The organism is Halorarius litoreus, from assembly GCF_024362405.1.
Lineage (GTDB): Archaea > Halobacteriota > Halobacteria > Halobacteriales > Haloarculaceae > Halorarius > Halorarius litoreus.
The window spans coordinates 3,050,838-3,076,190 of the sequence record NZ_CP101454.1; the positions used below are offsets into that span (position 1 = coordinate 3,050,838).

Consider the following 25,353-nt stretch of genomic DNA (forward strand, 5'->3'; position numbering starts at 1 on the left):
CGCTACGTTTACAACTGCGCTGTGGGACTACCGGCTGTGCAGCGACAGCTTCCCGTCATCCTCCTGATCGCACTGCTCGTGCTCTCGGGGTGCTCGTTCCTCGGCGGCCCGGCCTCGCCGACGCCGACGGACGCCGGCTCCGTGACGTCCTCGCCGACACCCGGCGCCGGGTCGACGCCCACGACGACGACTCGAACACCTGCACCGTACCCGCCAGGCTACGGGGAGTCCGGGGTCGTCGACGCCGACCGCGCGGTGCAGGCACACACGCAGGGTGTCCTCGACCGCGAGAGCTTCATCGTCGAGTTCAACGGAACGGCGCTCACGAACGAGAGTCTCGCCTCCATCAGCGCCCTGCAGACGGCGAACCTCTCGACCGAGCGGGCGTACGTCATCACCCACGTCGAGGGTCGGGGGACGACGACGCAGTTCTACGAGAACGGGACCGTCTACGTCCGTACCGACCCACCGGGCGAGAACAACACCCGGTACCGCTCACAGCAGGGTGCGTTCGAGCCCCGGTCGTTCACGGGCGTCGACCAGGTCGAACCCCTGATTCGCAACGTCGAGTACGGTCCCCCCGAACGGGTTCGGCGGAGCGACGGCGGGGCGTTCTTCCGCTATCGGGCCAGCGGCGTCGAGAACGTGAGCGACATCGAGCCCATCCTCGGGCAGGGCGTCGACCCCGCGAACGTCACCGAGTTCGAGGTGGGCATCGTCGTCGGCCCCGACGGCATCGTCCACCGGTCGGCGTATCGGGCGACGATTCGGCGCGGCGACGACACGCTCAAGCTCGCTATCGAGGTGAACGTCCTCGGGTTCGAATCGACGGCCGTCGACCGCCCCGACTGGCTCGACGAGGCCAGCTAGTCGGCGAGGTTCGCGAACCGATTCACGTCGTCGTCGGTCCCGGCGACGATCAGCATGTCCCCCTCCCGGATGGTGAACTCCGGGCCGAGGTCAGTGATGGACTCACCGTCCCGCTCGACGGCGACCACGGTGACGCCGGTTCGCGCGCGGATGTCGGCACCGCCGAGCGATTTGCCGGCGAGGCTGCCGCAGTCGACGCGCACGAGCTCCACCGCCTTGTCGAAGCTGATGACTTCCTCGTTCAGGACGGTCGACGCGAGCATCCGGCCGGCGACCGTCGCGACCGCGAGCACGTAGTCGGCACCAGCGAGATACAGCTTCTTGACTGACTCGGTGGCGTCGGCTCGGGCGATGATCTCCACCTCCGGAGCCACGTCGCGCGCGACGAGCGTCCCGAACACCTCCTCGGTGTCGTCCGAGGTGGCGAGGATGACCATGCTGGCCTCCCCGATACCGGCCTCGACGAGCACCTCGTCCTCGGTGACGTCGCCGACCACGTCGACGCCCTCGGCGTCGCGGATGTCGACGACGACCGTCTCGACGTCCGCCTCGTCGAGTCGCTCGGCGACGGTCGAGCCGACCTTGCCGTACCCGCCGATGATGACGTGTCCCTCCCGGCGCTGTCGGCGCTCGGAGAGCGTCAGTTCCTTCAGCGCCTCCAGCTGGTCTTCGCGGCCCGCAGCCACGAGGATGGTCTGTGCGTCGATGCGCTCCTGGGGCGGGGGTGGGGAGACGAACTCACCGCGGAACCACGCGCCGATGAGGTTGGTCCCCGTTCGCTCGCGGATGCCCGACCCCCGGACCGTCACCCCCTCGAGTTCGGAGCCAGCCTGGACGGGCAGTTCGACCACGTCGAAGTCCTCGTCGATGACGACGGCGTCGTCGAGCTCCGGCGTCACGCCTGCCGTGACCTTCTTCGCGAGGCCGTCGGCGATGAGGGTCTTCGGGATGAACGCCTCGGTCGCGCCCGCGTACCGGTGGTAGCGCGCGGTTTCGTCGTCCTCGACGAACGTGATGACCGGGACGTCGTCGAGCGCCCGCGCGATGAGCGCGATGGAGGCGTTGGTCCCGTCGTCGATGTCTGCGATGAGCGCCCGTGCGTCGTGCACGCAGGCGTTTTCGAGCGTCTGTTCGTCGTCCGGTTCGCCGTGGATGACCGGAACGCCGTCCTTGTAGAGGTCGCTCGCCCGGTCGCCGTCGGGTTCGATGACGAGGTACGGTCGGTCACGCGCCTGCAGTTCGTCGATCAGCGACTGTCCGCGGGAGGTGAACCCAGCCAGCACGACGTGGTCCTCGAAGCCGTGGACGGCCGCGGGGGGCCGGGTCGAGAGCCGGTTCTCGACGTACGGGCCGGCGAAGACGGGGAGCGCGGTGAAGATGAGCGCGACGCCGACGATCATCATCAAGATGAGATATATCTGGACGATCGGCGAGGTCCACTGTCTGGATGCCTCGCCGTACCCGGTCGTGGTGAACGACTCGACGACGACCAGCAACGCCTCGATGTACGTCACGTCGACGCCCTCGAACGTGGAGACGAGCACGACGTAGCCGGCGGCGAACAGGAGCGCGACGACGTTGACGCCGAGCATGTACACGACGATGAGCCGCCGCTGTCGGTCCGCCGAGAACAGACGGCGTGGGTCCATACCGACCTTCACCGCCGGGTGGAGGATAACGGTTCGGTCACGGGACGACTGCTGCCGGCGATAGCGTTAACCCCGACCCCGACGCCACGAACGTTATGACACGCTACCGGAACGTCGCCGTCTCCCTCCTCGCCGTCGCGCTGCTCGCGTCGGTGGCCGTTGGCGGTGGCAGCTTCCTCCAGCTGGCGGCGCCCGCAAGCGGCGACGCGTGGGCCGCCGCCTACGGCGCGAACGGCGGTAGTCTTGGTGACCAAGCCGATAGGGGGGTGACCGGGGCGACGACCGTCGCCTCCCCCTATGGGGACGCGACCGTTCGCCTCGACGCTGATGGGGTGCCGCACATCACCGCCGAGAACGAGCAGGCGCTCGCGTTCGCCGTCGGCTACGTGCAGGCGCGCGACCGGCTGTTCCAGATGGACCTCCAGCGCCGGCTGATGCGCGGCCAGTTGGCCGAGGCGTTCGGCGAACGCGCCGTCGAGTCCGACCGCTTCCACCGACAGATGGACTTCGCGAGCGCGGCCGAGGCGTCGTGGGCGGCCGTCGAAGACACCGAGACGGGCGACGGCGTCCGGGCGTACACCGCCGGCGTCAACCGCTACATGGCGACGAACGCGCTCCCGACCGAGTTCCGGCTCAACGGCTACGAACCCCGCGAGTGGACGCCGACGGATACGCTGCTCGTCGGCAAGCTCATCGCCTGGCAGCTCACCGGCGACTTCCGCGACCTCCAGATGGCCTCGGTGGAGGAGGCGTTCGGCAACGTCTCGGACGTCTATCCCCGGTATCTCGCTCACGACGCTTCCATCGTGGGGCGCTCACAGGGCGGGACCGTGGCCCCGAACGGCTCGCGCGCGGACCGCGAACGCGTCGGGCGCGTCGGTGACTACGCCGCGCTGTACGACGACCTCTCGCAGTACCAGCGAGAGCCCGGCATCGGCTCGAACTCGTGGGTCGTCTCCGGCGAGCACACCGACGACGGCGAGCCCATCGTCGCGAACGACCCGCACCTCTCGCTGACTGTGCCCCCTGTCTGGTACGAGATGCACCTCCAGACCGAGGGGATGAACGTCCGCGGCGTGGCGTTCCCCGGGCTCCCGGTGGTCGTCATCGGCCACAACGAGGACGTCGCGTGGGGGTTCACCAACGTCGGCGCCGACCAGACGGACCTCTACACCTACGAGATGCCGAGCGAGGACACGTACGTCTACGAGGGTGAGACGCGAGAGGTGCAGACCCGGACCGAGACCATCGAGGTTTCGGGCGCGGAGAACGTCAACATCGAGGTCAGGAAGACCGTCCACGGCCCGCTCATCGAGCGTGACGGCCAGCAGGTGGCGGTGTCGTGGCTCGGGCTCACCGGCACCCGCGAGGCGCGGGCCATCTACGCTATCAACGACGCAGAGAGCCTCGACGACGTCGAGGAGGCGCTCCGCATGTTCGACACGCCGACGCAGAACATCGTCGCCGCCGACTCGCAAGGGAACACGATGTACCGGATCACCGGGAAGTACCCGTACCGGTTCACGAACGGCGAGCAGGTCGCCGGCGACCTGCCGTTCGACGGCTCTGCCGGCGAGGGCGAGTGGCGCGGCTTCGAGCCGTACGGGCAGACCGACTGGGAGGCCGGCGGGTTCGTCCCGTTCGAGCAGGTACCGCACGTCGACAACCCCGACGTGCTCGGAACGGCGAACCAGCGCGTCACCGCGAACCCGGGGTTCTACCTCGCCTACAGCGAGCGCTACGCCGACCCGTATCGGGGCGCACGCATCTACGGCCGGCTCGAAGCCCGCGTCGAATCCGGCGAGCCCGTGACCGAGCGGTTCATGCAGCGGCTGCAGCGTGACGTCCGGTCGCGTGCCGCCGTCGGCTTCAAGCCGGCCATCCTCGACGCCACCGACGAGATGGCGCCCGCGGCGCGCGCCGAGGCGAACGAGCTGGCCGACTGGAACGGTGGGATGCGCCGCGACTCGCGGAGCGCCCTGCTGTGGGCGCTGTTCCGCGAGGAGGTCAGAAACGAGACGTTCTACGACGAGTTCCACCCGCAAGGACTCGACGAGTCGGCGTACCCGCACCTCTACGCGCTCCAGCGACTCCCGGCGGACAGTCGGTGGTTCGACGACATCCGGACGTCCGAAACCGAGACGCGTGCCGACGTGTACGCCGACGCGTTCGAGAGAGCCGTCAATCGGGCCGACCGCGAGGGATACGAGACGTACGGTGACTACAACCGCGTCGACCTCGACCATCCGTTCCCGGTCGACTATCTCGACTACCCCGAGCTACCGACGGACGGCTCGCCATTCACGGTCTCGAACTTCCGGGTCGGCGGGCCGGCCGGCTCGTCGTGGCGGATGGTCGTCGGCGACGACGCCGCGTACGGCATCATCCCCGGCGGGCAGTCCGGGAACCCGTACTCGCCACACTACAGCGACCAGTTGCGCCCCTGGGCGAACGGCGAGTACCGCGAGGTGCCTCTGGAGGAATCGGGACCGGTCGTCATCAGATTCCGGGGTGAGAACTGATGGCCGTCGCCACCCCTGACGCGCTCGCGACGTTCCGCGAGAGCGACCGGGTCGAACCTGCTCTCGCTGTCGCGTTCGTCGTCGGGCTCGTCGCCACCGCCGTCCACCCGGCAGGGCTCGTGGTCGGCGGCGCGCTCGTGGGCCTGTTCGCCCGCTCGCTGTCACGGGCGTTCGTTCTCGGGCTCACGTTCGGGCTCGCCGTGCTGGTCGCGTGGGCGCTCGTCCTCCTGTGGTTCGGGACGCTCGTCGCCGTCGCGACCGCCGTCCCGATCGTCTACATCTCGGTGGCGGCGGCGTTCGGGCTGCCGGCGCTGGGTGCGGTTGCGATTCGAGGTCTCGTGTAGCGGCTTCGCTCACTTCGACGAGAGCGGTGGAACGACGAGGAGGCCGAGCCCGACCAGGAGGAGCGTGGCACCGGCGACGGTGTATTCGATTTTGAGCGAAAACGCGACTGCAGCCGGAACGGGGTGCGATTGGCAGCAGAGATACGAGTAGGCCGTACCGAGGCCGACGAGGAGCAACGGCAGGCCGCATAGCGCGACGACGAGGCCGAGGCGCCGAAGCGTCACCGGCTCGACGAGGCTGGTCGTCGTGCCGTGCCGGCGGTCTGCGCGGCTCACACTCTCGCGCCGCCAGCCGTCGATAAATGTGTGGGGTAGACGCAACGGGCCGTTTGACCGACCCGGCGGCTCACAGTTCCGTCTCGGCGGAACTCGGACGAGCATCGGCGCGGTGCTTTTAGAACCGCCGCCCCTTGACCGGGTATGAACGTACAGGGGGCCGTCGTCGACCTCGACGGCACCGTCTATCGCGGTGACGAGCCTATCCCCGGCGCCGTGGCGGCCATCGAGACGTTACGCGAGCGTGGCATCGGGATACTGTTCGTGACGAACAACCCGACCCGGAGCCGTGCCCAGTACGTCGACCGGCTCGCGGAGTTCGGTATCGACGCGGCGGAATCGGAGGTGCTGTCGGCGGGCACGGTCACCGCCGAGTATCTCGCCGACAGGCACGCCACTGACGACGTGTTCCTCGTCGGCTCGTCGGGTCTCCGCGTCCAGCTCCAAGACCACGGCATCGACCCCGTCTCGGAGCCGGAGGCTGCAGACGTACTGATCACCTCCCACACCTACGACTTCGACTACGAGGCGCTCACCGAGGGGCTGTGGGCGCTGGACTCGGCCGAGCACTTCTACGGGACGGACCCGGACCTCGTCTATCCGGGCGGTGATGGACGGCGGTATCCGGGGTCGGGTGCCATCACGCGGTCCGTGGCGGCCGTCGCCCAGCGCGAACCCGACCTCGTGCTCGGCAAGCCGTCGGGCGTAATGGTCGAGCTAGCGACGGCAGCGCTGCACTGCCAGCCGAGCGAGTGTCTCGTCGTCGGCGACGGGCTCGACACGGACGTGGCGTTCGGTGCCCGCGCCGGCATGTACACGGCGCTGGTGCTGTCGGGGCGGACGAGCAGGACCGAAGCTGAAACCGCATCGCCGACCCCGGACTTCGTCGTCGACTCGCTCGCCGACGTCCCCGGACTGCTCGATTAACTGAGGCGGTCGCGGCCCGCTCCGAGCAGCTCAGGTACGTCGAGGCCGTCGTCGGCCTCGGTCTCGTCGTCGGGGTCGTCCGCCGCCGCGCTCTCGGCCGGCGGGGCGGACGCGCCACTCTCCGGCGGCTCCGTCGGCACGTCCGGCACACGGTCCGCGATGAGACGCTGCGGGATGTCACGTCCAGGTTCGATGGGGACGTTCTGCGCCACGGGCGTGGTCTGGAGCGTCTGGGTCGACACCGCCACGGACGCCACCTGCTCGCGGGTGATCGGGTGCGGCTTGTAGTCGAAGCTCGCGTACAGCTCCAGCTGGTCGTCGACGCGCTCGGGCTCGTCCATCTGCCCGGAGAGGAAGCCGGCGAGTTCGTCGGCGCTGACGTGCCCGGAGTTCGACGGCGGTAGGGCGTCACCCGAGACGGCCGCGAGGGCCTCTCCGGTCACGTCGAGCCCCTCGCCGATGGCGACGGCGTGCTGGTACGTCGAGCGGTTCACCATGTCGATGGCCTCGCCCTGCACCGCCCCGATGACCGTGAACACCGACTTGTGCTCCGGGCGGGTCCAGTCGGCCGGGTTCGGGCTGTCGAACCGTTCGGTGAGGGTGTCGGCCGCGGCCTGCATCGCTTCGCGGATACTCGTGCGGTTCGACCCGCCGAACCAGTCGTAGTCGGTCTCACCGTTGAGGGCGTCGATGAAGGTCACGTCGTCCGTCGCGTTCCCGTGTTCGTCGGCGTGGCGGCTCGAAACGGGCGACCAGTCGGGGTCGTAGTTGAACGCCCCGAGTTCGTCACCGAAGCCGAGCCGCTGGGCCTCTCGGCGAACTTCCTCCCAGATGGCGACACCGGCGTAGATGTAGTCGTCGCGCGCGTCCTCGGCCGCATCGCCGTTGAACGGCTCGTCGTTGCCGTCGTCCCACGCACAGTAGGCGTCTGCCCACGTCTGGAGTTCGTCGCTCATCGCCGCGAGCGTTCCGTCCGCGCCGCGACCTGCACGGATGAAGTGGTCGATGGAGGCGTTGGCCGTCGAGTCGTGTGTGGCCGCCAGCTCCATGATGTCCTTCATGTCGTCGATAGAGAGGTTGTTCCCCGTCTCTGCGAGTCTCTTCTCGACGTAGTGGACGAGCACCTCGACGCGGTGGTGACTCCCCCAGTTCTGCTCACCGTTACCGGCACGCCAGCCGCGAACGGGGCCGTTGTTCCAGTTACAGTAGTAGCCCGTCGAGGGGTTGCGGTCGTTCGTCCCGGGGCGGTCGGTCGCACTCGCCGGCGGGTTGACCTTCTGTGTCGTCCGAACGCCCGACCAGTAGTGGCCGTCTGCGACCTGCGGGAACCGGCTGTCGAACTCGGGGTTGCGGTCCGGAACGAGCCCCGTGTGCATGTACGCGATGTTCTGTTCGCCCTCCTCCTCCTCGTGTTCGATGACGTGGAAGTTGAACGTGAACGGGAACTCGGAGAGCTGTTCTTCGAACTCGTCGAGGTCGTTCGTGCGGCCGATCTCCGCCCATTGGAACGCGCCAGCGAGAATCCCGTTCCGTGTCGTGTTGCGGTGGACCCACGCGACGTTCTCCTCGGGGTTCCACGCGATGACGGGCATCTCGTCGCCGTCCTGCGTGATACGGGCGACCTCCTGTTCGACGACCTGCGTCTCGACGTTGCCACCCGTGGCGGGCGCGACGGGTGACGCTTCGTGGACGACCGTCTCGGTCTCCATCGTGTGCCACTCGCCCTCCCACTTGTAGCGGTGCTTGTCGTTGGGGTCGAGTTCGATGGCGATGGTGTCGACCATGTCGTCACGTCCGGAGGTGACCGTCCACGCGAGCGTCTCGGTCCGCCCGATGACGATGGCGGGCGCCCCGACGACGCCCATCCCTGTGCAGTCGAACCCTGCACCGTGGAGGCCGACCTCGTACGGGACGGGAGGCTTGAAGTAGCCCATCTGCGGGCCGCCCGAGAGCATCGGCTTGCCCGTGTCGGTGTGGTCGCCGTCGACGACGAGCGCGTTCGAACCCCACTTGAAGCCCTCCATGATGCCGAACGCCTGGCGCTGGCCCTCGGTCAGGGCGTCGGGGAGCGCGATATCCGTCTCGATACCCCACGGCTCGATGGTGTCGGCCTTGCGGATGAACTCCAGTTGGTCCGCACGGACCTCGTCGAACGCTTTCGCCGTTTCGCCGCCCTCGACGACCTTGTCCTGCGGGGGAATCGTCGTGTAGTGGTCGTCCGTCGTCCGAAGCCAGTTCAGGTCGCCGTACGCCTCCCACGCCTCCGCCGTAGAGCCGAGCGACTGCTCCAGCTGGAGGAACTTCCGGGCGTTGCCGAGTTCCCCGCCGCCGGAGACGCCGAAGATACCGATGAGGTAGTTGATACACGCGATGGTGTCCGTGGGCTCCCACGGCTCCGGTGGATGCCCGAGCGCCGCGAAGATGCCCGGGAGGGTGCCCTGTGCGGCCATCTCCGTTATCTGTCGGTTGACGCCGTCTGCGAACCCACGAATCATCTCTCGGGCTGTCTCGGAGGCGCGATCCCACTGCTCCTGTAGCGCGTTCGGCCCGTAGAGGTCACGTCGGACCTGGATGTCCGAGGGAAGCTGAGCCGGGCCCAGCACCTCGGCGGAGTCACCGCGACCGATGTGCCGGATGGCGTCCATCTGGAACAGGCGGTCGCGCGCCTGCACGTATCCGTTCCCGTAGCCGAGCGCGTACAGCGAGTCGGCGTAGATGTGGCTCTCGTTGTACTCGTCGGTGAGGATCTCGATCCCCTCGAGCGGGTCGTTCGCCCCGCCGGATGCTCGTCCACTGGCAGTTCCCACGAGTCCGGTCGCGGCCGCGCTTCCGACCAGCCCCTGGATGAATTCGCGTCTCTCCATGAACTGACTCGTAGTTTCGAGTTTCGTCCGATACCCGTTCTGCCGTCGATGAATGGCGATACAAGTACTGGCCGATTTCGCGCGACTCGGGGCTCTTACCGGCGATATACGGCATACTAAATACTCGTTCAGTCCGAGGACGGTCGGCGAACGCTTTTGTCCCGTGCGGGGGAGGTCAGGCCATGGGACACATCGACCGGATGACACACGAGACGCGGGGGGCGGGTCCGGACCTCGTGTTCGTGATGGGCTGGGGCAACCGACTGGGCGGCGAGAACGAGCGGTGGTTCGTCGACCGGCTCGTCAACGACTACACGGTTCACACGTTCGAGATTCCGACGAACGGCACCGACTTCGAGGCCGACTACCTGCGACCGGTTCGCGAGCACGCGGCGGACCTCGACGACCCGTTGTTCCTCTCGCACTCGACCGGGGGACTGGTGGTCGGCCATCTCGCGCCCGAGCGCGCCGTCTACATCAGCCCGTGGTGGGCGTTCTACGGCGCCAAACTCAGGGGGCCGGTGTTCGAGTACGGGATGCGCCTCCCCGTCGACCGCCCGTTCGTCCCCATCGACTTCGAGCAGCACGAGGTGGGGCCGCGTGTCTCTGACGAGGCCTGGTCAAACCTCCCCAAACAGGTGTCGCCGGCGTTCATCCGGACCATCCGTGATGCACAGTCGTCGATGCCGGATCCGGGCGACGAGGCGCTCGTCTGCTGTACGCTCCGCGAGACGCTCGTCGGCCTGCAGGGGATCGGCGAACGGGTCGCTCCGGAACAGATCCGGCTCTACGACGGCACCCACGAGCCGTTCTCGTCTGCGGACCGTGAGGCGGCCTGCTCGGTGGTCGAGGACACGCTCGAAACACTCGCCTGAGAACCGAGCGAGAAGCTACGCGCTCGGACGACTTAATGGTGTGTGTTAGCGTCTGACAAAGGTTTATCTCCGTCGGTGTCCGACCGATGGATATGGAACTCGACGATTCCCCATACGAGTACGGTGACATGACGACGGACGGCGGGCTGGGCGACGATGATCCGCCAGAGGGCTGTGAGAACGGGACGGACGCGGTCATCGTCGACGGCGACGCGATGACCTACCGGAGCTACCAGAAGGCGGACACCCCCGACTGACCCTAACGCCCTTTAGGCTGCCCGTACAACTGCGGGGGCATGGGAATCGAGTACGACGACTTCCTCGACGAGTCCTACACGCCGACGAGCGACGACCTCGTGTGTACGTTCCGGGTCGCGCCCGGCGAGGGGATGAGCCTGGAAGCCGCCGCCGCCCGTGTCGCCTCCGAGTCCTCCAACGGAACGTGGGCCGCCCTCGACGTCGACAGCGACATCTCGCGGCTGTCGGCGATGGCGTTCGACCTCTCCGACGACGGTCTCGTGAAGGTGGCGTACCCGGACGCGCTGTTCGAGCCCGGTAGTCTGGCCCAGGTGCTCTCCTGTATCGCCGGCAACATCATGGGGATGAAGGCGGTCGACACCATCCGGCTCGTCGACTGCGAGTGGCCCGAACAGCTCACCTCGTCGTTCCCCGGCCCGCAGTTCGGGAGCGACGTGCTCACGCAGTTCCTCGACGCGGACGGCCGCCCGGGGCTCGCGACGGTCCCCAAACCGAAGGTCGGGCTCCCGACCGAGGAACACGCCCGCATCGGCTACGACGCGTGGGTCGGCGGCGTCGACCTCCTGAAGGACGACGAGAACCTCACCGACCAGAACTTCAACCCGTTCGAGCGCCGGGTCACGGAGTCGTTCGAGATGCGCGACCGCGCTCAGGAAGAGACCGGCGAGCGGAAGGACTACCTCGTCAACATCACCGCCGAGACCGACGAGATGGTTCGGCGGGCGGAGTACGTCGCGGACCACGGCGGCTCGTTCGTGATGGTCGACATCATCACCGCGGGCTGGTCGTCGCTCCAGACCGTCCGGCGGCGAACCGAGGACCTCGGACTCGCCATCCACGCGCACCGTGCGATGCACGCGGCGTTCGACCGCCTGCCCGAACACGGCGTCTCCATGCGCTGTCTCGCCCAGTTCGCACGGCTCGCGGGCGTCGACCACCTCCACACCGGTACGGTGGGGCTGGGGAAACTCGAGAACGAGGATACAGTCGGCATCAACGACTGGCTGACGTCCGACCTCTACGGGATGCGTGACGTGCTCCCGGTCGCTTCTGGAGGCTTGCACCCGGGTATCGTCGACGCGCTGCTCGACGCCACCGGCCCCGAGGTGATGGTGCAGGCCGGCGGTGGCATCCACGGCCACCCGGACGGGACGCGAGCGGGCGCCGAGGCGCTCCGCGCCGCGACCGAGGCGTGGGTCGACGGCGAGACGCTCGACGAGCGCGCCGAACGGGTGCCAGCACTCAGAACTGCGCTCGACAAGTGGGGTACGGAGTCCCCGCGGTAATCCCTCACGCTCGAGTTCGCGTCGACCTCGGCTTCTCGACGACGAGTACGACCTCCGGAGAGTCTACGGCGCCCGTCGAATCTATTATCGTGCCAGCGTATCTCTAGCATGGACTCTGCGATAGAGACGATCGAGTTCCTCGCCCGGTCGGCCCACCGGGTCGGGGTCCTGGAGGAACTGGCCGACGGGCCACGTTCGCGGGCAGACCTTCGGGCCGCAACGGGTGCCTCCTCGCCCACGATGGGGCGCGTCCTCTCCGGCTTCGAGGCGGAGCGGTGGATCGTCCGCGACGGCTCGACGTACTCGTTGACGCCGCTGGGCGAGTTCGTCGCCACCCGGTTCCTGGAGCTCCGTGACGCGATGGAGACAGAACGCAAGCTCCAGGCCGTGTGGCAGTGGCTGCCCCGCGAGATGGAGGGGTTCAGCGTCGACCTGTTCGCCGATGCCGTGGTCTCGCACCCCGGACCAGGGTATCCGTACGAGCCCGTCGAACGGCTCACGCAGCTCATCCAGCGCACCAGTCGACTGCGCGGGTTCGACAGCATCGTGTTCAAGTCGATAAACAACGAGACCGTCTGCCGGGCGGTGCTCGACGGGATGGAACTGGAGTACGTCTACTCGCCTGCTGCGCTGGAGGGAACGCTCGCCTGGAACCCGGAACGGGTCCTGGAGGCCGCGTCCCAGGAGAACTGTCGGGTGTACGTACACGACGACCTGCCCGACGGCAACCGCTGCGGGCTCGGCATCGCCGACGACCGGGTCGGCATCTGCTGTCACGACGTCGAGACCGGGGCCCTGACGGCTGTCGTCGATACCGCCGCACCGGAGGCGCGAGCGTGGGCGATCGCCACCTTCGAACGGATCCGTCAGGAGGCGACTCCGGTCGACCCACAAGCCTTCGACACGCTCGACCCGTCGGACCACACCACCGTGGAGAGAACTGCGAGGAAGCATCCGCAACCCTGAGCGACGTGGCCAATGTCGCCGCCACAACTACCGTGGCGTACCAGTCGGAGCCCATCCGTCGGCGCCGCTACACTTTCACCACCTGAAAGCTTTCACGGGGCAGTTACACGGCTGCTGACGGCGTAGTGAACGGGGATGCGCTATGGTCCAAACTACCATCGCCACACGCGAGGGCTCGCCGACCGAAATCGAGCAAGGGTCCCTTGATGCGTTCGGACAACAGCTACGAGGCGCGTTGCTCGGCCCCGACGACGATGGGTTCGAGGAGGCCACGCGGCTCTGGAACGGGATGATCGAGACACAGCCGGCGCTGGTCGTCCAGCCGACGGGCACCGCGGACGTCGTGGCGGCCGTCGAGTTCGCCCGCGAACACGACCTCTCGCTGTCGGTGAAGGGCGGAGGACACAACATCGCCGGCACGGCGCTCGCTGACGGCGGACTCACCATCGACATGTCTCGGATGCGTGGCGTGTTCGTCGACCCCGACACGAAGACCGTGACGGCACAGGCCGGCTGTCTCCTCGGGGACGTCGACCGGGAGACGCAGCTCCACGGGCTCGCCACGCCGCTCGGCTTCATCTCCGAGACGGGGCTGGCGGGGCTGACACTCGGCGGCGGATTCGGCTATCTGACACGGCGGTTCGGCTGGACCGTCGACAACCTGCTCGCGGTGGAGATCGTCACCGCCGACGGCGCGGTCCGGCGTGCCAGCCGTGAGGAGAACTCGGACCTCTTCTGGGGAATCCGCGGGGCTGGCGCGAACCTCGGTGTCGTCACGTCGTTCACCTACCGGCTCCACGAGGTCGGCCCGACCATCTACGGTGGGCTCGTCGCCTGGCCACACGAACGCGCCGACGAGGTTCTCCAGGTGTACAAGGCGCTCACGGCGACGGCGCCCCGTGAGCTGACGGCGTTCCTGATTCTCCTGCGGGCCCCGCCGGCCCCCTTCGTCCCGGAGGAGGCACAGGGCCAGCGCGCCATCGCGATGACGATCTGTTACAGCGGTGACCTCGACGAGGTCGAGACGGTGTTGGAACCCATCCACTCGCTGGGCGACCCCGTCGTGAACCTGCTGCAGAAACAGTCGTACACCCAGCTCCAGTCGTCGCTCGACGACACCGAGCCCAAGGGGGCACACTACTACTGGAAGACGGAGTTCGCCCCCGAGCTGACCGACGAGATGCTCTCGACCATCGAGGGGTTGGCTGGTGAGTGTCCGATTCCCGGGGGCCAGCTCGTCGTCGCCCATCTCGAGGGGGCGCTCAACGAGCGTGACGGGGACGACGGCGTCGTCGGCAACCGCGACGCGAAGTTCGTGTACGGTGCGGCCGGGATGTGGGAACCGGACGAGCCTCGCGCGGAGGAGTTCCAGCAGTGGGTCCGCGACGCCTGGGAACAGCTCCGGCCGTTCTCGACCGGCAGTACGTACATCAACTTCCAGACCGCCGACGAGGGTGACGACCGCATCCGGGCGACGTACGGCGACAACTTCGAGCGGCTGGTCGCGCTCAAGGAGCAGTACGACCCGGACAACCTGTTCCGCTCCAACCGGAACGTGCGTGCCTAGTCGTCGGCGGGCGCAGGCTGGGCATCCAGTTCCGACGGGTCGACGCTCGCGTACCGCGCGATAGCGTCGAACCACTCGTCGCCGAACGTCTCGCCCGAGGTGATGCCGCGGACGTTCTCGACGCCGAACTGCTTGTCGACGAACGCCTTCGCGACGAGCGCCTTCCGGGCGTCGCCGTCGTCGAGGCTCTCCTGTCCCTCGCTGATGAGCAGCGCGGCACACACCACGTCGTAGGTGAGGCTCGCGAGTTCCTTCGCGTGGTACTGCGCGTAGTCGTCGTCCTCGCTCGCGAGCGTGACGAGCGCGGTCTGGAGGTCGGTGAATCGTTCCGAAACGGTCTCGACGGGGTCATCGAGGAACGGGTGATCGATGTCGAGCAGTTCGTTCACGTACGGAATCAGTGCCTCGTGGGCCTGCTCCTTCCCGAGCACCCGCAGGAGGTCGAGCGAGAGGATGTTCGAGGTGCCCTCCCAGATGGGGAGGACCTGTGCGTCGCGCAGGAGTCGCTCGGTGACGTGTTCACGGACGTAGCCGTTGCCACCCAGGACCTCCATTGCGTAGGAGGTAACCGCGACCGATTTGCGGGCGGTCTCCTTCTTCGCGATGGGGACGAGCAGGCGCATGAGCTTCCACGCCTCGTCGCTTGTCTCGCCTTCGGCTTTGTACTGGTCGTAGAACCGTGCGGCTTCGAACGAGAACACCGCCGCCGCCTCGTAGTCCGCGGTCATCTCCACGAGGTCGCGTCTGAGGAGCGGATACTGGTCGATGCGCTCGCCGAACGCTTCGCGGTTGGCGGCTCGGACCTTCGCCTCCAGCAGCGCGCGGCCCATCACGCCCACGGCACCCGTTGCGTTCGTCAGCCGCTCGTAGTTCATCATCTCGGCCATCGCCTTGAACCCCTGGCCCTCCTCGCCGACGAGGTAGCCCGTCGCGCCTCGGTATTCGATTTCGCCCGTCGGGACGGCGATGGTGCCGAGTTTGTCCTTCAGTCTGCGAAAGAGGGCGTCGTTGAGCTCGCCGCTCGGGAGCTCGCGGGGAACGAGGAACAGCGAGAGCCCCTTCGTTCCCTCGGGGGCGTCAGGGGTCCGTGCGAGTGCGAGCGCGCCCTGTGCGTCGATGTTCGAGCAGAACCACTTCTCACCGTACAGTTCGTACGTTCCGTCGTCCTGCGGTTCGGCACGGACCTCGTTCGCGCCCACGTCACTGCCACCCTGCTTCTCGGTGAGGAACATCGCGCCCTCGATGTGCTCGTCGTAGTCGCGCGAGGTGAGCCCCTGGAAGTAGTCGTCAAGCGAGCCGTCGTCGAACGCGTCGAGAACGATGGCCGCGCCGGTGGTCATGGAGGCGGGGCAGGCGAACCCGGTGTCACAGTAGCCCAGAAGGGTCTGCATCATCAGGACGTGGGCGAACCCCACCGGCTCGTCTCGTCCAGGTGGTGCGTGGAACGCGTCGTGCGTCAGCCCGAACTCCTCGTAGGTGATGCGCTCGGTCTCGAACTGGTCGGGGTGGTACTCGACGTAGTTCTGGACCTCGCCGTCCTTGTTGTAGGTGTGGAGCTGGGGACCGTGGCGGTCGATGCGGTCGGAGTTGTCCGCGATGGTGTGCCCCAGCGCCTCGCCGTAGCCCGAGAGGACCGACTCCGCCCACTCGTACTCGTCGTCGGGGTAGACCCGCTCGGCCTCGTACTGGAGCGTGGGGTCGAGCGCCCAGTAGTTGCAGTCGCGCCCGGACTCGTAGGCGCCGTAGTCGATGGGGTCCGTTGACATATGCAATGGTGTGGCTGTCGCGTGGTATCAACGTTCGGTTCGGACGAGCGACAACTTCGCGCCGCGAATAATCGTTCAACGAGTTTCTCGTTTTCCCCGTTCCAAAAGACGTTTCCTGTGGGGGTTCGCACGACTCTCTCACGCATGGTATCCGGTGACGACCTCTCCAACGACGACCTCGCCGTCGAGGTGGCGGACGACGGGCTGGTGATACGGGCGACTATCGACCGCCCGGACCAGCGGAACGCGCTGAACGACAACGTGCTCGGGGGCCTGGGTGACGTACTCGCCGCTGCAGACGAGGGCGACGCGCGCGTCGTCGTCATCCGCGGCGCAGGGGGCAACTTCTGTGCCGGCGGCGACCTCAAGAGCATGGCCTCCTCGCTGGGGCAGGGCTCGCAGGCCTACCGCCAGGGTTTCTCGGGGCTCGCGGAGCTGATGGACCAGCTCGTGAACACCGCGGCGCTGACCGTCGCCGCCGTCGAGGGCTACTGCCTCGCCGGTGGGATGGGCCTCGCCGCGTCGTGTGACCTCATCGTCGCGAGCGAGGAAGCGACGTTCGGAACTCCTGAAGTGGACATCGGGCTGTTCCCCGCACAGGCGCTCGTCCCCATCATGCGGACGGTGAACGAGAAGCAGGGGCTCAAGCTCCTGTTCACGGGCGAGCACATCGACGCGGCGAAGGCGTACGAGATCGGCTTCACGACCGAGACCTACGACGCGGACAACTTCGACGAGGACCTCGACGCGCTCGTCGACGACCTTGCCTCGTCGTCGCCCGTCATGATCGAGATGGGGAAGGAGGCGTTCTACAACCAGCGCGACATGGGGTTCGACGAGGCGCTGTCGTACATGAAGGAGGTCATCGCGCTCATCGCCATGTCGGAAGACACCGAGGAGGGCATCAACGCCTTCCTGATGGACCAGGAACCGGAGTGGAAGGGGCGATAACACATGGAGCAGGAATCAGTCAAGGGGAACGACCCTGACACGGCGATTATCTCGGCAGCGCTCACCGGCGCGCTCACGACGCGCGACCAGTGTGAACACATTCCCTACACCCCCGAGGAAATCGCGGCGGACGCCGCGGCCGCCCGCGAGCAGGGGGCGGCGGTCGCACACATCCACGCGCGAACGGAGAACGGCTCTCCGACGTTCGACACAGAGGTGTACCAGCGGATTCACGACGCGGTGCGCGAGCGAACAGACATCCTCATCAACTTCTCCACGGGTGCGCTTCACGAGCCCGTCGAGAGCCGTGTCGAGTACGTCGAGGAGACGGAGCCGAACATCGCGGCGCTCAACATGGGCTCGATGAACTACGCGAAGTATTCGGAGTCGAGAGACGACTTCGTGTTCGACATGGTCTTTCAAAATCCGTTCCAGGAGATTCGCCAGTTCCTGCAGGCGATGAACGACCACGGCGTGAAGCCCGAACTGGAGTGTTTCGACACGGGGCACATCGGGAACATCCGGCCGTTCCTGAAGTCGGGGGAACTCGAACACCCCATCCACTTCTCGCTCATCATGGGCGTCCTCGGCGGGATTCCCGCGACCGTCGAGAACCTCGCCCACCAGGTGCGCCAGCTCCCCGACAGCGCCAACTGGCAGGTCATCGGCATCTCCCGCGACCAGTGGCAGCTGGTGGCGGCGGCGCTCTCGATGGGCGGGAACGTCCGTGTCGGCCTCGAAGACAACTTCTACCTCCCCAACGGCGAGATGGCGACGAACCCCGAACTCGTCGGGAAAGCCGCCGAGATGGCTCGGGACGTGGGGCGCGAGCCGGCGACGCCCGCCGAAGCCGCCGAAATCATGGACGTCGACGCGCCGCACCTCTGAGTCGGTCGCGGCGCTGTCGACCACTCGGCGACTGGGCCGAACTCTGCACCGTGGCGTGCCTACTGTGAGGTGTGTGACCGCCGCGTTCCGGCGGCCCAGCTACCGACCATCGCACCCAGTTCGCCGCCCAGCCCCCCGAGTACGAATGCGAGTCCGGTAACCGCAAGCGCGAGCGCGACGAGAGCGGCCGAGAACCATAGCGGGTTCGACAGGCTCCCAACCGTTTCGAGCATGTCGACCAGTAGCCAGAGCGCCGGCAGCGCGCCGACGACGCCGGCACGGACCCCGACACCGGTGCTCGTGCCGGTCCTGCACTCGGCGAGGTATCCCGCGAGGAACCCGCCGACGAGCACCGCGGAGAGCGACAGCTCGGAGCCGGTTTCCAGGTAGCTGGCGGCCGTGAACGGGATGGACACCAGCCCCCCCACGAGTGCGTACCGCCACGTGTCCGGTAGCGACCGGCCGGGGGACACGGTCCGAGACATGCATACGAAATGTCATCCCCGGCAGATAAAAATGTTGATAGAATGAGATGGCGTGGCAACACTCCCGGACGCTTGCGTGTCAGCCCGGTGCGCAGCTCAGTCGTCGCCGACACCGGCTGCGACAGTCTCCTGTGCGGCGACCTCTCCACGGCCGTCGAGGTGGAGCTTCGTGACGAGGAGCAGGCCGACGAGCGTCGGGCCGGCCACGAACACCGCCGACGCTTCCAGTCCGTAGGCCGTGAGCACCTGCGCGCCGGCGATGCTGGCGGCTACGGCCCCGATTTGCGACAGTGAGAGGATGACGCCCGCCATCGTCCCGACGTGCGTGGGGTCGATGTCCGCGAGCTCGCCGGGCAGGAGGTAGAACATCGCGTTGAGGCCGCCGCCGAACAGCCCCGCGACGGCCATCCCGAGGACGAACGCGGGCAGCGACGGCGCGACCCCCGTGAGGAGGACGCCGAGCGAGAGCCCGAGGATGCCCATGTACAGCCCGAGTCGACGGCTGTACTTGTCAGAGAGCACGGGCAGCCCGATCGCGCCGATGGTCGCGAGGAACAGCGGCGTCCCGAGCAGGTACTCCGGGACGTCGAACGTGTGTGCGTCCGCGAACTCCGGGAGGACAGCGAGCGAGCCGAGGATGGCCCAGAACGCGAGGCCGGTGAGCGCGACGGCCCACGGTGTCGAGGGTGACCGGAGGACGGCGGACAGCGACTCCCGGAGCGGAACCCCCTCGCTCGTGGAAAACGGGAGCCCGGTCTCGGGGTTCGTCGGGCGTTCGTTCTCGTGGGGGGAGCGAACGAGCAGGAGCCACAGCACGCCGGCGGCGACGGTGAGCCCCCCGTAGAGCAGGAAGACGCCCTGCCAGTCGCCGACCGCTCCCAGGACCGTCCCCGCCGAGAGCGAGAGGGCGAGCCCCGCGGCGAGCGTGTTCCCCGACATGAGAATCCCCTGTCCGAGCCCGAGTTGTCGGGAGGGGAACCACTCGGTGACGACCTTGATGAGGTTCGGATTGACGAGCCCCATACCGACGGCGGCGACCACACTCACGAGTACCTGCCCGAGAAGCGAGGGGACGGCGAACCGGAGCGCCGTCGCGAGTCCGGCGAACACGGCGCCGAGGCCGACGACGTACCGGACGGGGTACTTGTCACCGAGTGCGCCACCCGGTAACTGCGTGAACACCAGCCCAAAACTGACCGCGGCGTAGACGACAACGACCTGCTGCCACGGGGTGCCGAGGTCCGGGGCCATCGCTTGCTTCAGTGGCGGAACGGCCTGCCAGATGAGCGCGATACACGTCGCGTGCACGAGGAACGCGACCACCAGCACGACCCACCGGTACCGGACGCCCCCCTCCGATTGGCCCGTCTCGACCATATTGCGAGAGGTTGACAAGCACAGGTAAGTGTTGCCCCGAGTATGCGGGGGAGCCAGCATCCGCGAGGCCCGAAGGGCCGAGTGGTTCCCGGCACGCGAGCGGAGCGAGCGTGCCGTAGCGCCCGCTGATCGGCGCGCCGCAGGCGCGAAGGGAGCAGGCGCTATTTTTCCGCAAGTTTTTGCCGTTAGCAGACCGCGCCGCGGTCTGCTAGCCCGTCGGATTCCGCTGGAATCCGACGACGGGGGGTTGAGTGCGCCGGAGGCGCACGAAGCCCTCGCGCAAAAAGTGCATTAGAAGAACACGGTCCCGTGGTGACGGTCCACGGGATCACGCTCCTTGTTCTTGTAGACGTCGAGGCGGTGTTCCAGTTGCTCGCGGAGGTCGCCCGCCGGAATCAGCTCGTCCACCTGCATCGTCCCCGCCTGCTTGCGGATGTCGATGTACTTGTCGAACTCCTGCTTGGCCGATTCGATGAACGCGTCGCGGGTCTCGCCGTCCATCTCCTCCAGTTGGCGGCCGAACAGCGCGTGGACCGCAGCGTCCGGCCCCATCACGGAGATTTCCGCGGAGGGGAGCGCGAGCGTCGCGTCGGGGCCGAAGGAGGGGCCGGCCATCGCGTAGATGCCCGCACCGTACGCCTTGCGGGTGATGACACAGAATTTCGGGACCTGCGCGTTCGAGGTGGCGTAGATGAACTTGCGCCCTTTCCGGAGGACGCCCTCCTTCTCGACCTGCGAGCCGATCATGTAGCCGGGCGTGTCACAGAGGTAGACGAGCGGAATGTTGTACGCGTCGCAGGTCCAGACGAACCCCGCGCCCTTGTCGGCGGAGTCGGGGAAGATGGCGCCCGAGACGTGTTCGGGTTGGTTGGCGACGATGCCGACGACCTGCCCGTTGATGCGACCGAGGCCGGTCACGAGCTCCGGCGCGAACTCGGGTTTGATCTCGATGAACGAGTCGCGGTCGACGACCCGGTCGATGACCTCGTGAACGTCGTACGCCTTGTTCGGCTCCTCGGGGATGACCGCGTCGAGGCCGTGGGGGTTCTTCGACGGTGCTTTCGGTGGCGATTCTGGCGGCGCGTTCCGGTAGCTGTCGGGGAGCAGTCCCAGGAGGTCCTTCACGCGCTCGGCGGCGGTGGCCTCGTCGGGGACGACGAGGTCCGCACTGCCGGAGTGTTTGGCGTGGACGTCCGGGCCGCCGAGCCCCTGCATGTCGATCTGCTCGCCGGTCATCGCGCCGACGATGCGCGGCGAGGCGATGGCCATCCCCGATATCTCCTCGACCATGATGAGGAAGTCACAGAAGACGGGCGTATACGCCGACCCCGCGACGTTCGGGCCGTAGAGGACGCCGATTTGCGGGACCTTCCCGGAGAGGAGACACTGGTTGTAGAACATCTTGCCCCCCCGATAGCGGTCCATGTGGGTGTCGCCGGGCTCGCGCTCGTCGGCGTTCAGCCGCGCGCCCGTCGAGTCCACCAGTCGCAACATGGGTATCCCGAGGTCCATCGCCCGCTCCTGGATGCGGATGACCTTCTCGACGCCCATCATCCCGAGCGAGCCCGCCTTCACGGTGTAGTCGTTCGCGGTGAACGCCACGCGCCGACCGTCGATGGTCCCGATGCCGGTGATGAGTCCGTCGGCGGGCAGGTCGTCGTCGTCGCCGTAGCGGGCGAACGTGCCGTCCTCGTACTCGATCTCGTCGAAGATGAGGTCGAGTCGCTCGCGGACGAACACCTTCCCGAGATCCTCGATCTTCTCGTGCCCGCGTTCGGGCCCGCCCGCGAGAATCTCCTCTAGTTCCTCGCGCAACTCCTCTTCGCGGTCGGTGACGATGGCCCCCTCCTCGTCCCAGTTGTGGCCGGCGGCGGCGACCGCCTTCCCGCCGCTCACGAGTTCGACGTCCGTCCCGAGGTGCTCCGAGATTGCCGTCGCGATTGCCTGTGCGATCTCCTCGTCCGTGTCGTCGTCGATGTTGATCTCCATAGTGAACTCGTGCGAGGTTCAAAGTTTTCGCGTGGTCGTATGCCGGTCTGTTTTCGGCGCCCGTGCAAATATCTATGGGTCACCCCAGAACTGAGCGGCGCGGCGTCCAGTCGCCGGACGGACGTATAATAGGCCGCGGCATCGGGGAGAAAGCTCTAACCATGGGACCCCCCAACACGCTCCATGGCACTCGGCGAGACCGAACTCCACGACCTGATCCGCGAGTCGGTGCGCGACATCGCGAGCGACTTCGGCCGCAACTACTGGCAGGAACACATCGACGAGAAGAAGTTCCCCGAAGAGTACTGGCAGGCGCTCGCCGACGACGGCTGGTTGGGTGTGGCGATCCCCGAAGAGTACGGCGGCGAGGGGATGGGGATGCTCGAGATGACCATCATCATCGAGGAGTTGTCTCGTGGTGGCGGGCAGGGTGGCATCGTGTTCGTCCTCACGCCCGTCTTCGGCGGCATCGGCATCAGCCGTCACGGCAGCCCCGAACAGAAGGAGGAGTACCTCCCGAAGATCGCCTCGGGTGACATGCGGTTCTGTATGGCGCTCACCGAGCCGATGGCGGGGACGAACACGCTCAACATCTCGACGCGCGCCGACGAGACGGACGACGGCTTCGTCGTCAACGGCGAGAAGACGTTCATCTCGGGCGTCGAGAACGCCGATACGATGCTGCTCGTCGCGCGAACCTCCGAGTTCGACCCGGACAACCCGACCCACGGCGTCACGCTGTTCCTCGTCGACGACCCTGCCGAGCGCGACGGCATCTCGCTCAATCAGGTCGACACGGCCGTCCCGTGGTTCGAGAAGCAGTACACTGTCCACTACGACGACCTCGACGTCGGCGAGGATGACGTGCTGGGGGCGGTCGACGGCGGCCTCTACCTGCTGTGGGACACGCTCAACACCGAACGTATCGCGGGTGCAGCGTCCTCGCTCGGCGGCGGCCTCCGGGCCGTGGATCTCGCCGTCGAGTACGCCAACGAGCGGTCGGTGTTCGACGCGCCCATCGGCTCGCACCAGGCCATCCAGCACCCCATCGCCGAGTCGTACGCCAAGCTCACGGCCGCCCGCGAGGTGACGTACAAGGCGGCGAAGAAGTGGGACGAGAACGAGGAGTGTGGGATGGAGGCGAACGCCGCGAAACTGCTCACCGCGAACTTCGGGACGGAGGCCGCGGACCGGGCCATCCAGACCCATGGCGGCAACGGTTTCACCCGCGAGTACGAGGTGTACGACATCTGGCAGAACCTCCGGCTGACCCAGACCGTGCCGGTGTCGAACGAGATGGTGCTCAACTACATCGGCCAGCACGAACTCGGCATGCCGAAGTCGTACTGAGGCGTTTTCGCCACTCACAATCTCGACAGCACACAGATATGACTCCGGATTTCGCCCGGGGTTCACCGGCGTAAAGCACGACGGGAGGCCCGCATCGTGCCTCGAGGGTGCCGTCTGTCGGTAAGCTGGTCTTTACGACCGAACGACGAGAGTAACAAAACCACACCCCGGGTATCTCTCGTTTCTCTCATGACGAACAACTCGGTGCGGGCGCTGGTTCTCGACGCCAACGGGCAGGCCGGCCTCGCCATCGTTCGGTCACTCGGCCGGCAGGGGATCTGCGTCACCGCGGGCAGTCACGTTGCCCCCTCGATTGGTGGGGTCTCCCGCTACAGCGACGCCACCTATCGCTACCCCGACCCGGCAAAGTCGGCCGAGCGGTTCGTCGACCATCTCGTGGAGTTCCTCCGCACAGTCGACCACTACGTCGTCATCCCAGTACAGGATGGCACGTCGACGCTGCTCTCTCGGCACAAGGACCGCATCGAGGCGACCGGGACCCTCGTGGCAGTCGAGGACTGGCCGACGTTCGAGCGGGCGTTCGACAAGGGGACCCTGTTCGAGATCGCCGCATCGCTCGACGTCCCCATCCCCACGACGTTCGCCCCCACGTCGATCACAGAGGTCGAGGAAATCGCTACCCAACTGACGTACCCGGCGCTCGTCAAACCCCGGAGCAAGACCGTCCGGGACGCCGATGGCCACTGCCATCGAGTGCTCATCGACGACGACTACTACGCCGACTCCCCGGCGGAGCTGGTCGACGCCTATCGTCGCATCCTCGCGCGGTACCCCGTTCTCGAAGTGGAACGCCACTACCCGCTCGTTCAGGAGCGAGTGCCGGGGACCACGACGACCACCGTCGTCGTCGCGGACCGGGGTGAGATACTGACGCACTTCCAGGAGGAGCGCGTTCGGACGGTCCCGGCGTCGGGGGGCAACTCGACGCTGTTGCGGGCGCTGACTGAGCCACGGATGCTCGAGTACGCTCGAGAGGTAATCGCAGCGCTGGACTGGACGGGGCCGGCGATGGTCGAGTTCATGCGAACGCCGGACGACGAGTTCTACCTCATCGAGGTCAACGGCCGGTACTGGGGGTCGGTCCCCTTCGCCATCGCGAGCGGCGTCGACATCCCGTGGCACCACTTCCAGCTCCTCCGTGGGGAGCCCGTCGCACAGCCCGACTCGTACCGCGTCGCCCGACTCCACCATCGACTCCTCTACGGCGACCTGAAGTGGCTGAACGAACAGCTCCACCGGGGCCATCCCACCGCCGTCCTCCACGTCCTGTGGGCCTGTCTCGTCGCCGAACAGACGTTCGTCTCCACGTCCGATCCGGTGCCGACGGTCTGGGCGCTCCGGCAGGCGGTCGGACTGGGCGCCGATGCGCTCCGCCGGCGACTCTCCCGAGCCGAGATGGGCGACCCAGGGGGCCACCCGAGCATCAATTGACAACCTGGTGAATCAACTGACAGCCCAGCGTCCCTGACCACCGGGGCCCGATGCTTCCAGCGTTAACTCCTCGACCACTCGGAGGAACGACTGCTGTCGTCGGTCACGACGAGTAAACCAACGTAAACCAACCGGCGAGTTTATCGTGTTCGTTGACGAACGATTTATAACCGTCCCGTCACTTGGTTCGTGTGCTATGGTAGACAAAGACGACCTCCGCCAGCAGATGATCGACGCGTTCGAAGGTGCCGACTACCCCATCAACAGCCCGATGGACCTCGTGCCTGCCCTCCCGAACGGTCCGGGGACGAAGTTCGAGTCCGGCGACTTCTCGATGACCGCCATGGAGCTCAACACGAAGCTCGGCGGCGGCGACTTCCCCTACGACTCGGCCGAGGCGTTCGTCGACGACGTCCTCCAGCAGCTCGAGGACGGCGGCCACCTGTAAGTTCGACGACTACCCACCATTCTTCGACGCTCACGGGCCGGGAGCCGTGGCTCCGCGGTCGGAGGAAACGGTTCTGTTGATATGCGGGGTCTGTGACAGGTCGTTAAGGCCGTGCTGTAATACATAGCGCATGTGCAGCACGAAACTATATCCAGTATGGCAGACTGCCAGATGCCGATACAGATAATGTTTACCAGAAATTAACTCACATATGGGAATCAGTGAAACTCTTTCTGCCGTGGG

21 protein-coding genes are annotated in these 25,353 nt (G+C 66.9%); 14 read left to right on the plus strand and 7 right to left on the minus strand.

From position 1 onward, the window contains the following. Window positions 1-36: 36 nt before the first annotated feature. Window positions 37-870 carry a DUF7537 family lipoprotein gene (locus NL126_RS16215; protein WP_255195924.1) on the plus strand — a complete coding sequence of 278 codons (834 nt, stop codon included), beginning with the start codon at window positions 37-39 and terminating at the stop codon, window positions 868-870. Here NL126_RS16215 and NL126_RS16220 read toward each other — a convergent pair. Continuing rightward, complete coding sequence (locus NL126_RS16220; protein ID WP_255195925.1) at window positions 867-2,519, minus strand: potassium channel family protein; 1,653 nt, start codon at window positions 2,517-2,519, stop codon at window positions 867-869. The genes NL126_RS16215 and NL126_RS16220 overlap by 4 nt on opposite strands. A 95-nt stretch (window positions 2,520-2,614) precedes the next feature. On the opposite strand from NL126_RS16220, the gene NL126_RS16225 reads away from it, so the two are divergent. Continuing rightward, the gene (locus NL126_RS16225; RefSeq protein ID WP_255195926.1) at window positions 2,615-5,041 is read left to right on the plus strand and encodes a penicillin acylase family protein; all 2,427 of its coding nucleotides are present in this window, start codon (window positions 2,615-2,617) and stop codon (window positions 5,039-5,041) included. Continuing rightward, entirely contained in the window at window positions 5,041-5,385 is a 345-nt protein-coding gene (locus tag NL126_RS16230; RefSeq protein WP_255195927.1) for a hypothetical protein, read from the plus strand. Before NL126_RS16225 ends, NL126_RS16230 begins: the two co-directional genes overlap by 1 nt. Window positions 5,386-5,394: 9 nt before the next feature. Here NL126_RS16230 and NL126_RS16235 read toward each other — a convergent pair whose 3' ends face one another. After that, the gene (locus NL126_RS16235; protein WP_255195928.1) at window positions 5,395-5,661 is read right to left on the minus strand and encodes a hypothetical protein; all 267 of its coding nucleotides are present in this window, start codon (window positions 5,659-5,661) and stop codon (window positions 5,395-5,397) included. A 144-nt stretch (window positions 5,662-5,805) separates the two neighbouring features. Here NL126_RS16235 and NL126_RS16240 point away from each other — a divergent pair, with 144 nt between their 5' ends. Continuing rightward, window positions 5,806-6,588, plus strand: coding sequence for an HAD-IIA family hydrolase (locus tag NL126_RS16240; protein WP_255195929.1), 783 nt, complete (start codon window positions 5,806-5,808; stop codon window positions 6,586-6,588). Here the strand turns inward: NL126_RS16240 and NL126_RS16245 are convergent. Then, window positions 6,585-9,452, minus strand: a complete 2,868-nt coding sequence (locus NL126_RS16245) for a penicillin acylase family protein (RefSeq protein WP_255195930.1) — start codon at window positions 9,450-9,452, stop codon at window positions 6,585-6,587. The two genes, NL126_RS16240 and NL126_RS16245, sit on opposite strands and share 4 nt — an antisense overlap. 182 nt (window positions 9,453-9,634) lie before the next feature. Between NL126_RS16245 and NL126_RS16250 the strand changes: the two genes are divergently transcribed. From NL126_RS16250 to NL126_RS16270, 5 genes are all read left to right on the plus strand, one after another. Continuing rightward, on the plus strand, window positions 9,635-10,327 hold the full coding sequence (locus NL126_RS16250) for an alpha/beta hydrolase (protein ID WP_255195931.1): 693 nt from the start codon (window positions 9,635-9,637) through the stop codon (window positions 10,325-10,327). 92 nt (window positions 10,328-10,419) lie between these two features. Next, on the plus strand, window positions 10,420-10,584 hold the full coding sequence (locus NL126_RS16255; protein WP_255195932.1) for a hypothetical protein: 165 nt from the start codon (window positions 10,420-10,422) through the stop codon (window positions 10,582-10,584). A gap of 39 nt (window positions 10,585-10,623) precedes the next feature. Next, on the plus strand, window positions 10,624-11,871 hold the full coding sequence (rbcL, locus tag NL126_RS16260) for a type III ribulose-bisphosphate carboxylase (protein ID WP_255195933.1): 1,248 nt from the start codon (window positions 10,624-10,626) through the stop codon (window positions 11,869-11,871). Between the two features lie 108 nt (window positions 11,872-11,979). Then, window positions 11,980-12,837, plus strand: a complete 858-nt coding sequence (locus NL126_RS16265) for a helix-turn-helix transcriptional regulator (RefSeq protein ID WP_255195934.1) — start codon at window positions 11,980-11,982, stop codon at window positions 12,835-12,837. 142 nt (window positions 12,838-12,979) lie between these two features. Continuing rightward, window positions 12,980-14,404 carry an FAD-binding oxidoreductase gene (locus tag NL126_RS16270; RefSeq protein ID WP_255195935.1) on the plus strand — a complete coding sequence of 475 codons (1,425 nt, stop codon included), beginning with the start codon at window positions 12,980-12,982 and terminating at the stop codon, window positions 14,402-14,404. Here NL126_RS16270 and NL126_RS16275 read toward each other — a convergent pair. Further along, window positions 14,401-16,170, minus strand: a complete 1,770-nt coding sequence (locus NL126_RS16275; RefSeq protein ID WP_255195936.1) for an acyl-CoA dehydrogenase family protein — start codon at window positions 16,168-16,170, stop codon at window positions 14,401-14,403. The genes NL126_RS16270 and NL126_RS16275 overlap by 4 nt on opposite strands. 144 nt (window positions 16,171-16,314) lie before the next feature. Here NL126_RS16275 and NL126_RS16280 point away from each other — a divergent pair, with 144 nt between their 5' ends. Together NL126_RS16280 and NL126_RS16285 are read left to right on the plus strand one after the other, a co-directional pair. Next, window positions 16,315-17,121 (plus strand): enoyl-CoA hydratase/isomerase family protein, encoded by an 807-nt coding sequence (locus NL126_RS16280; protein ID WP_255195937.1) that lies wholly within the window; start codon window positions 16,315-16,317, stop codon window positions 17,119-17,121. Window positions 17,122-17,124: 3 nt separating this feature from the next. Continuing rightward, window positions 17,125-18,009 carry a beta-keto acid cleavage family enzyme gene (locus tag NL126_RS16285; protein ID WP_255195938.1) on the plus strand — a complete coding sequence of 295 codons (885 nt, stop codon included), beginning with the start codon at window positions 17,125-17,127 and terminating at the stop codon, window positions 18,007-18,009. A gap of 59 nt (window positions 18,010-18,068) precedes the next feature. Here NL126_RS16285 and NL126_RS16290 read toward each other — a convergent pair whose 3' ends face one another. The 3 genes from NL126_RS16290 to NL126_RS16300 all read right to left on the minus strand — a co-directional run bounded on the left by NL126_RS16290 (window position 18,069) and on the right by NL126_RS16300 (window position 21,860). Continuing rightward, on the minus strand, window positions 18,069-18,494 hold the full coding sequence (locus NL126_RS16290) for a DUF5518 domain-containing protein (RefSeq protein ID WP_255195939.1): 426 nt from the start codon (window positions 18,492-18,494) through the stop codon (window positions 18,069-18,071). 96 nt (window positions 18,495-18,590) lie between these two features. Next, complete coding sequence (locus NL126_RS16295; RefSeq protein ID WP_255195940.1) at window positions 18,591-19,871, minus strand: MFS transporter; 1,281 nt, start codon at window positions 19,869-19,871, stop codon at window positions 18,591-18,593. A 291-nt stretch (window positions 19,872-20,162) separates the two neighbouring features. Then, window positions 20,163-21,860 carry an acyl-CoA carboxylase subunit beta gene (locus tag NL126_RS16300; protein ID WP_255195941.1) on the minus strand — a complete coding sequence of 566 codons (1,698 nt, stop codon included), beginning with the start codon at window positions 21,858-21,860 and terminating at the stop codon, window positions 20,163-20,165. A gap of 183 nt (window positions 21,861-22,043) precedes the next feature. On the opposite strand from NL126_RS16300, the gene NL126_RS16305 reads away from it, so the two are divergent. The 3 genes from NL126_RS16305 to NL126_RS16315 all read left to right on the plus strand — a co-directional run bounded on the left by NL126_RS16305 (window position 22,044) and on the right by NL126_RS16315 (window position 25,110). Next, window positions 22,044-23,210, plus strand: a complete 1,167-nt coding sequence (locus NL126_RS16305; RefSeq protein WP_255195942.1) for an acyl-CoA dehydrogenase family protein — start codon at window positions 22,044-22,046, stop codon at window positions 23,208-23,210. Between the two features lie 189 nt (window positions 23,211-23,399). After that, complete coding sequence (locus tag NL126_RS16310) at window positions 23,400-24,662, plus strand: carboxylate--amine ligase (protein ID WP_255195943.1); 1,263 nt, start codon at window positions 23,400-23,402, stop codon at window positions 24,660-24,662. Between the two features lie 196 nt (window positions 24,663-24,858). Next, window positions 24,859-25,110: an MTH865 family protein gene (locus tag NL126_RS16315; protein WP_255195944.1), complete on the plus strand. Its 252-nt coding sequence runs from the start codon at window positions 24,859-24,861 to the stop codon at window positions 25,108-25,110. Window positions 25,111-25,353: the final 243 nt, after the last annotated feature.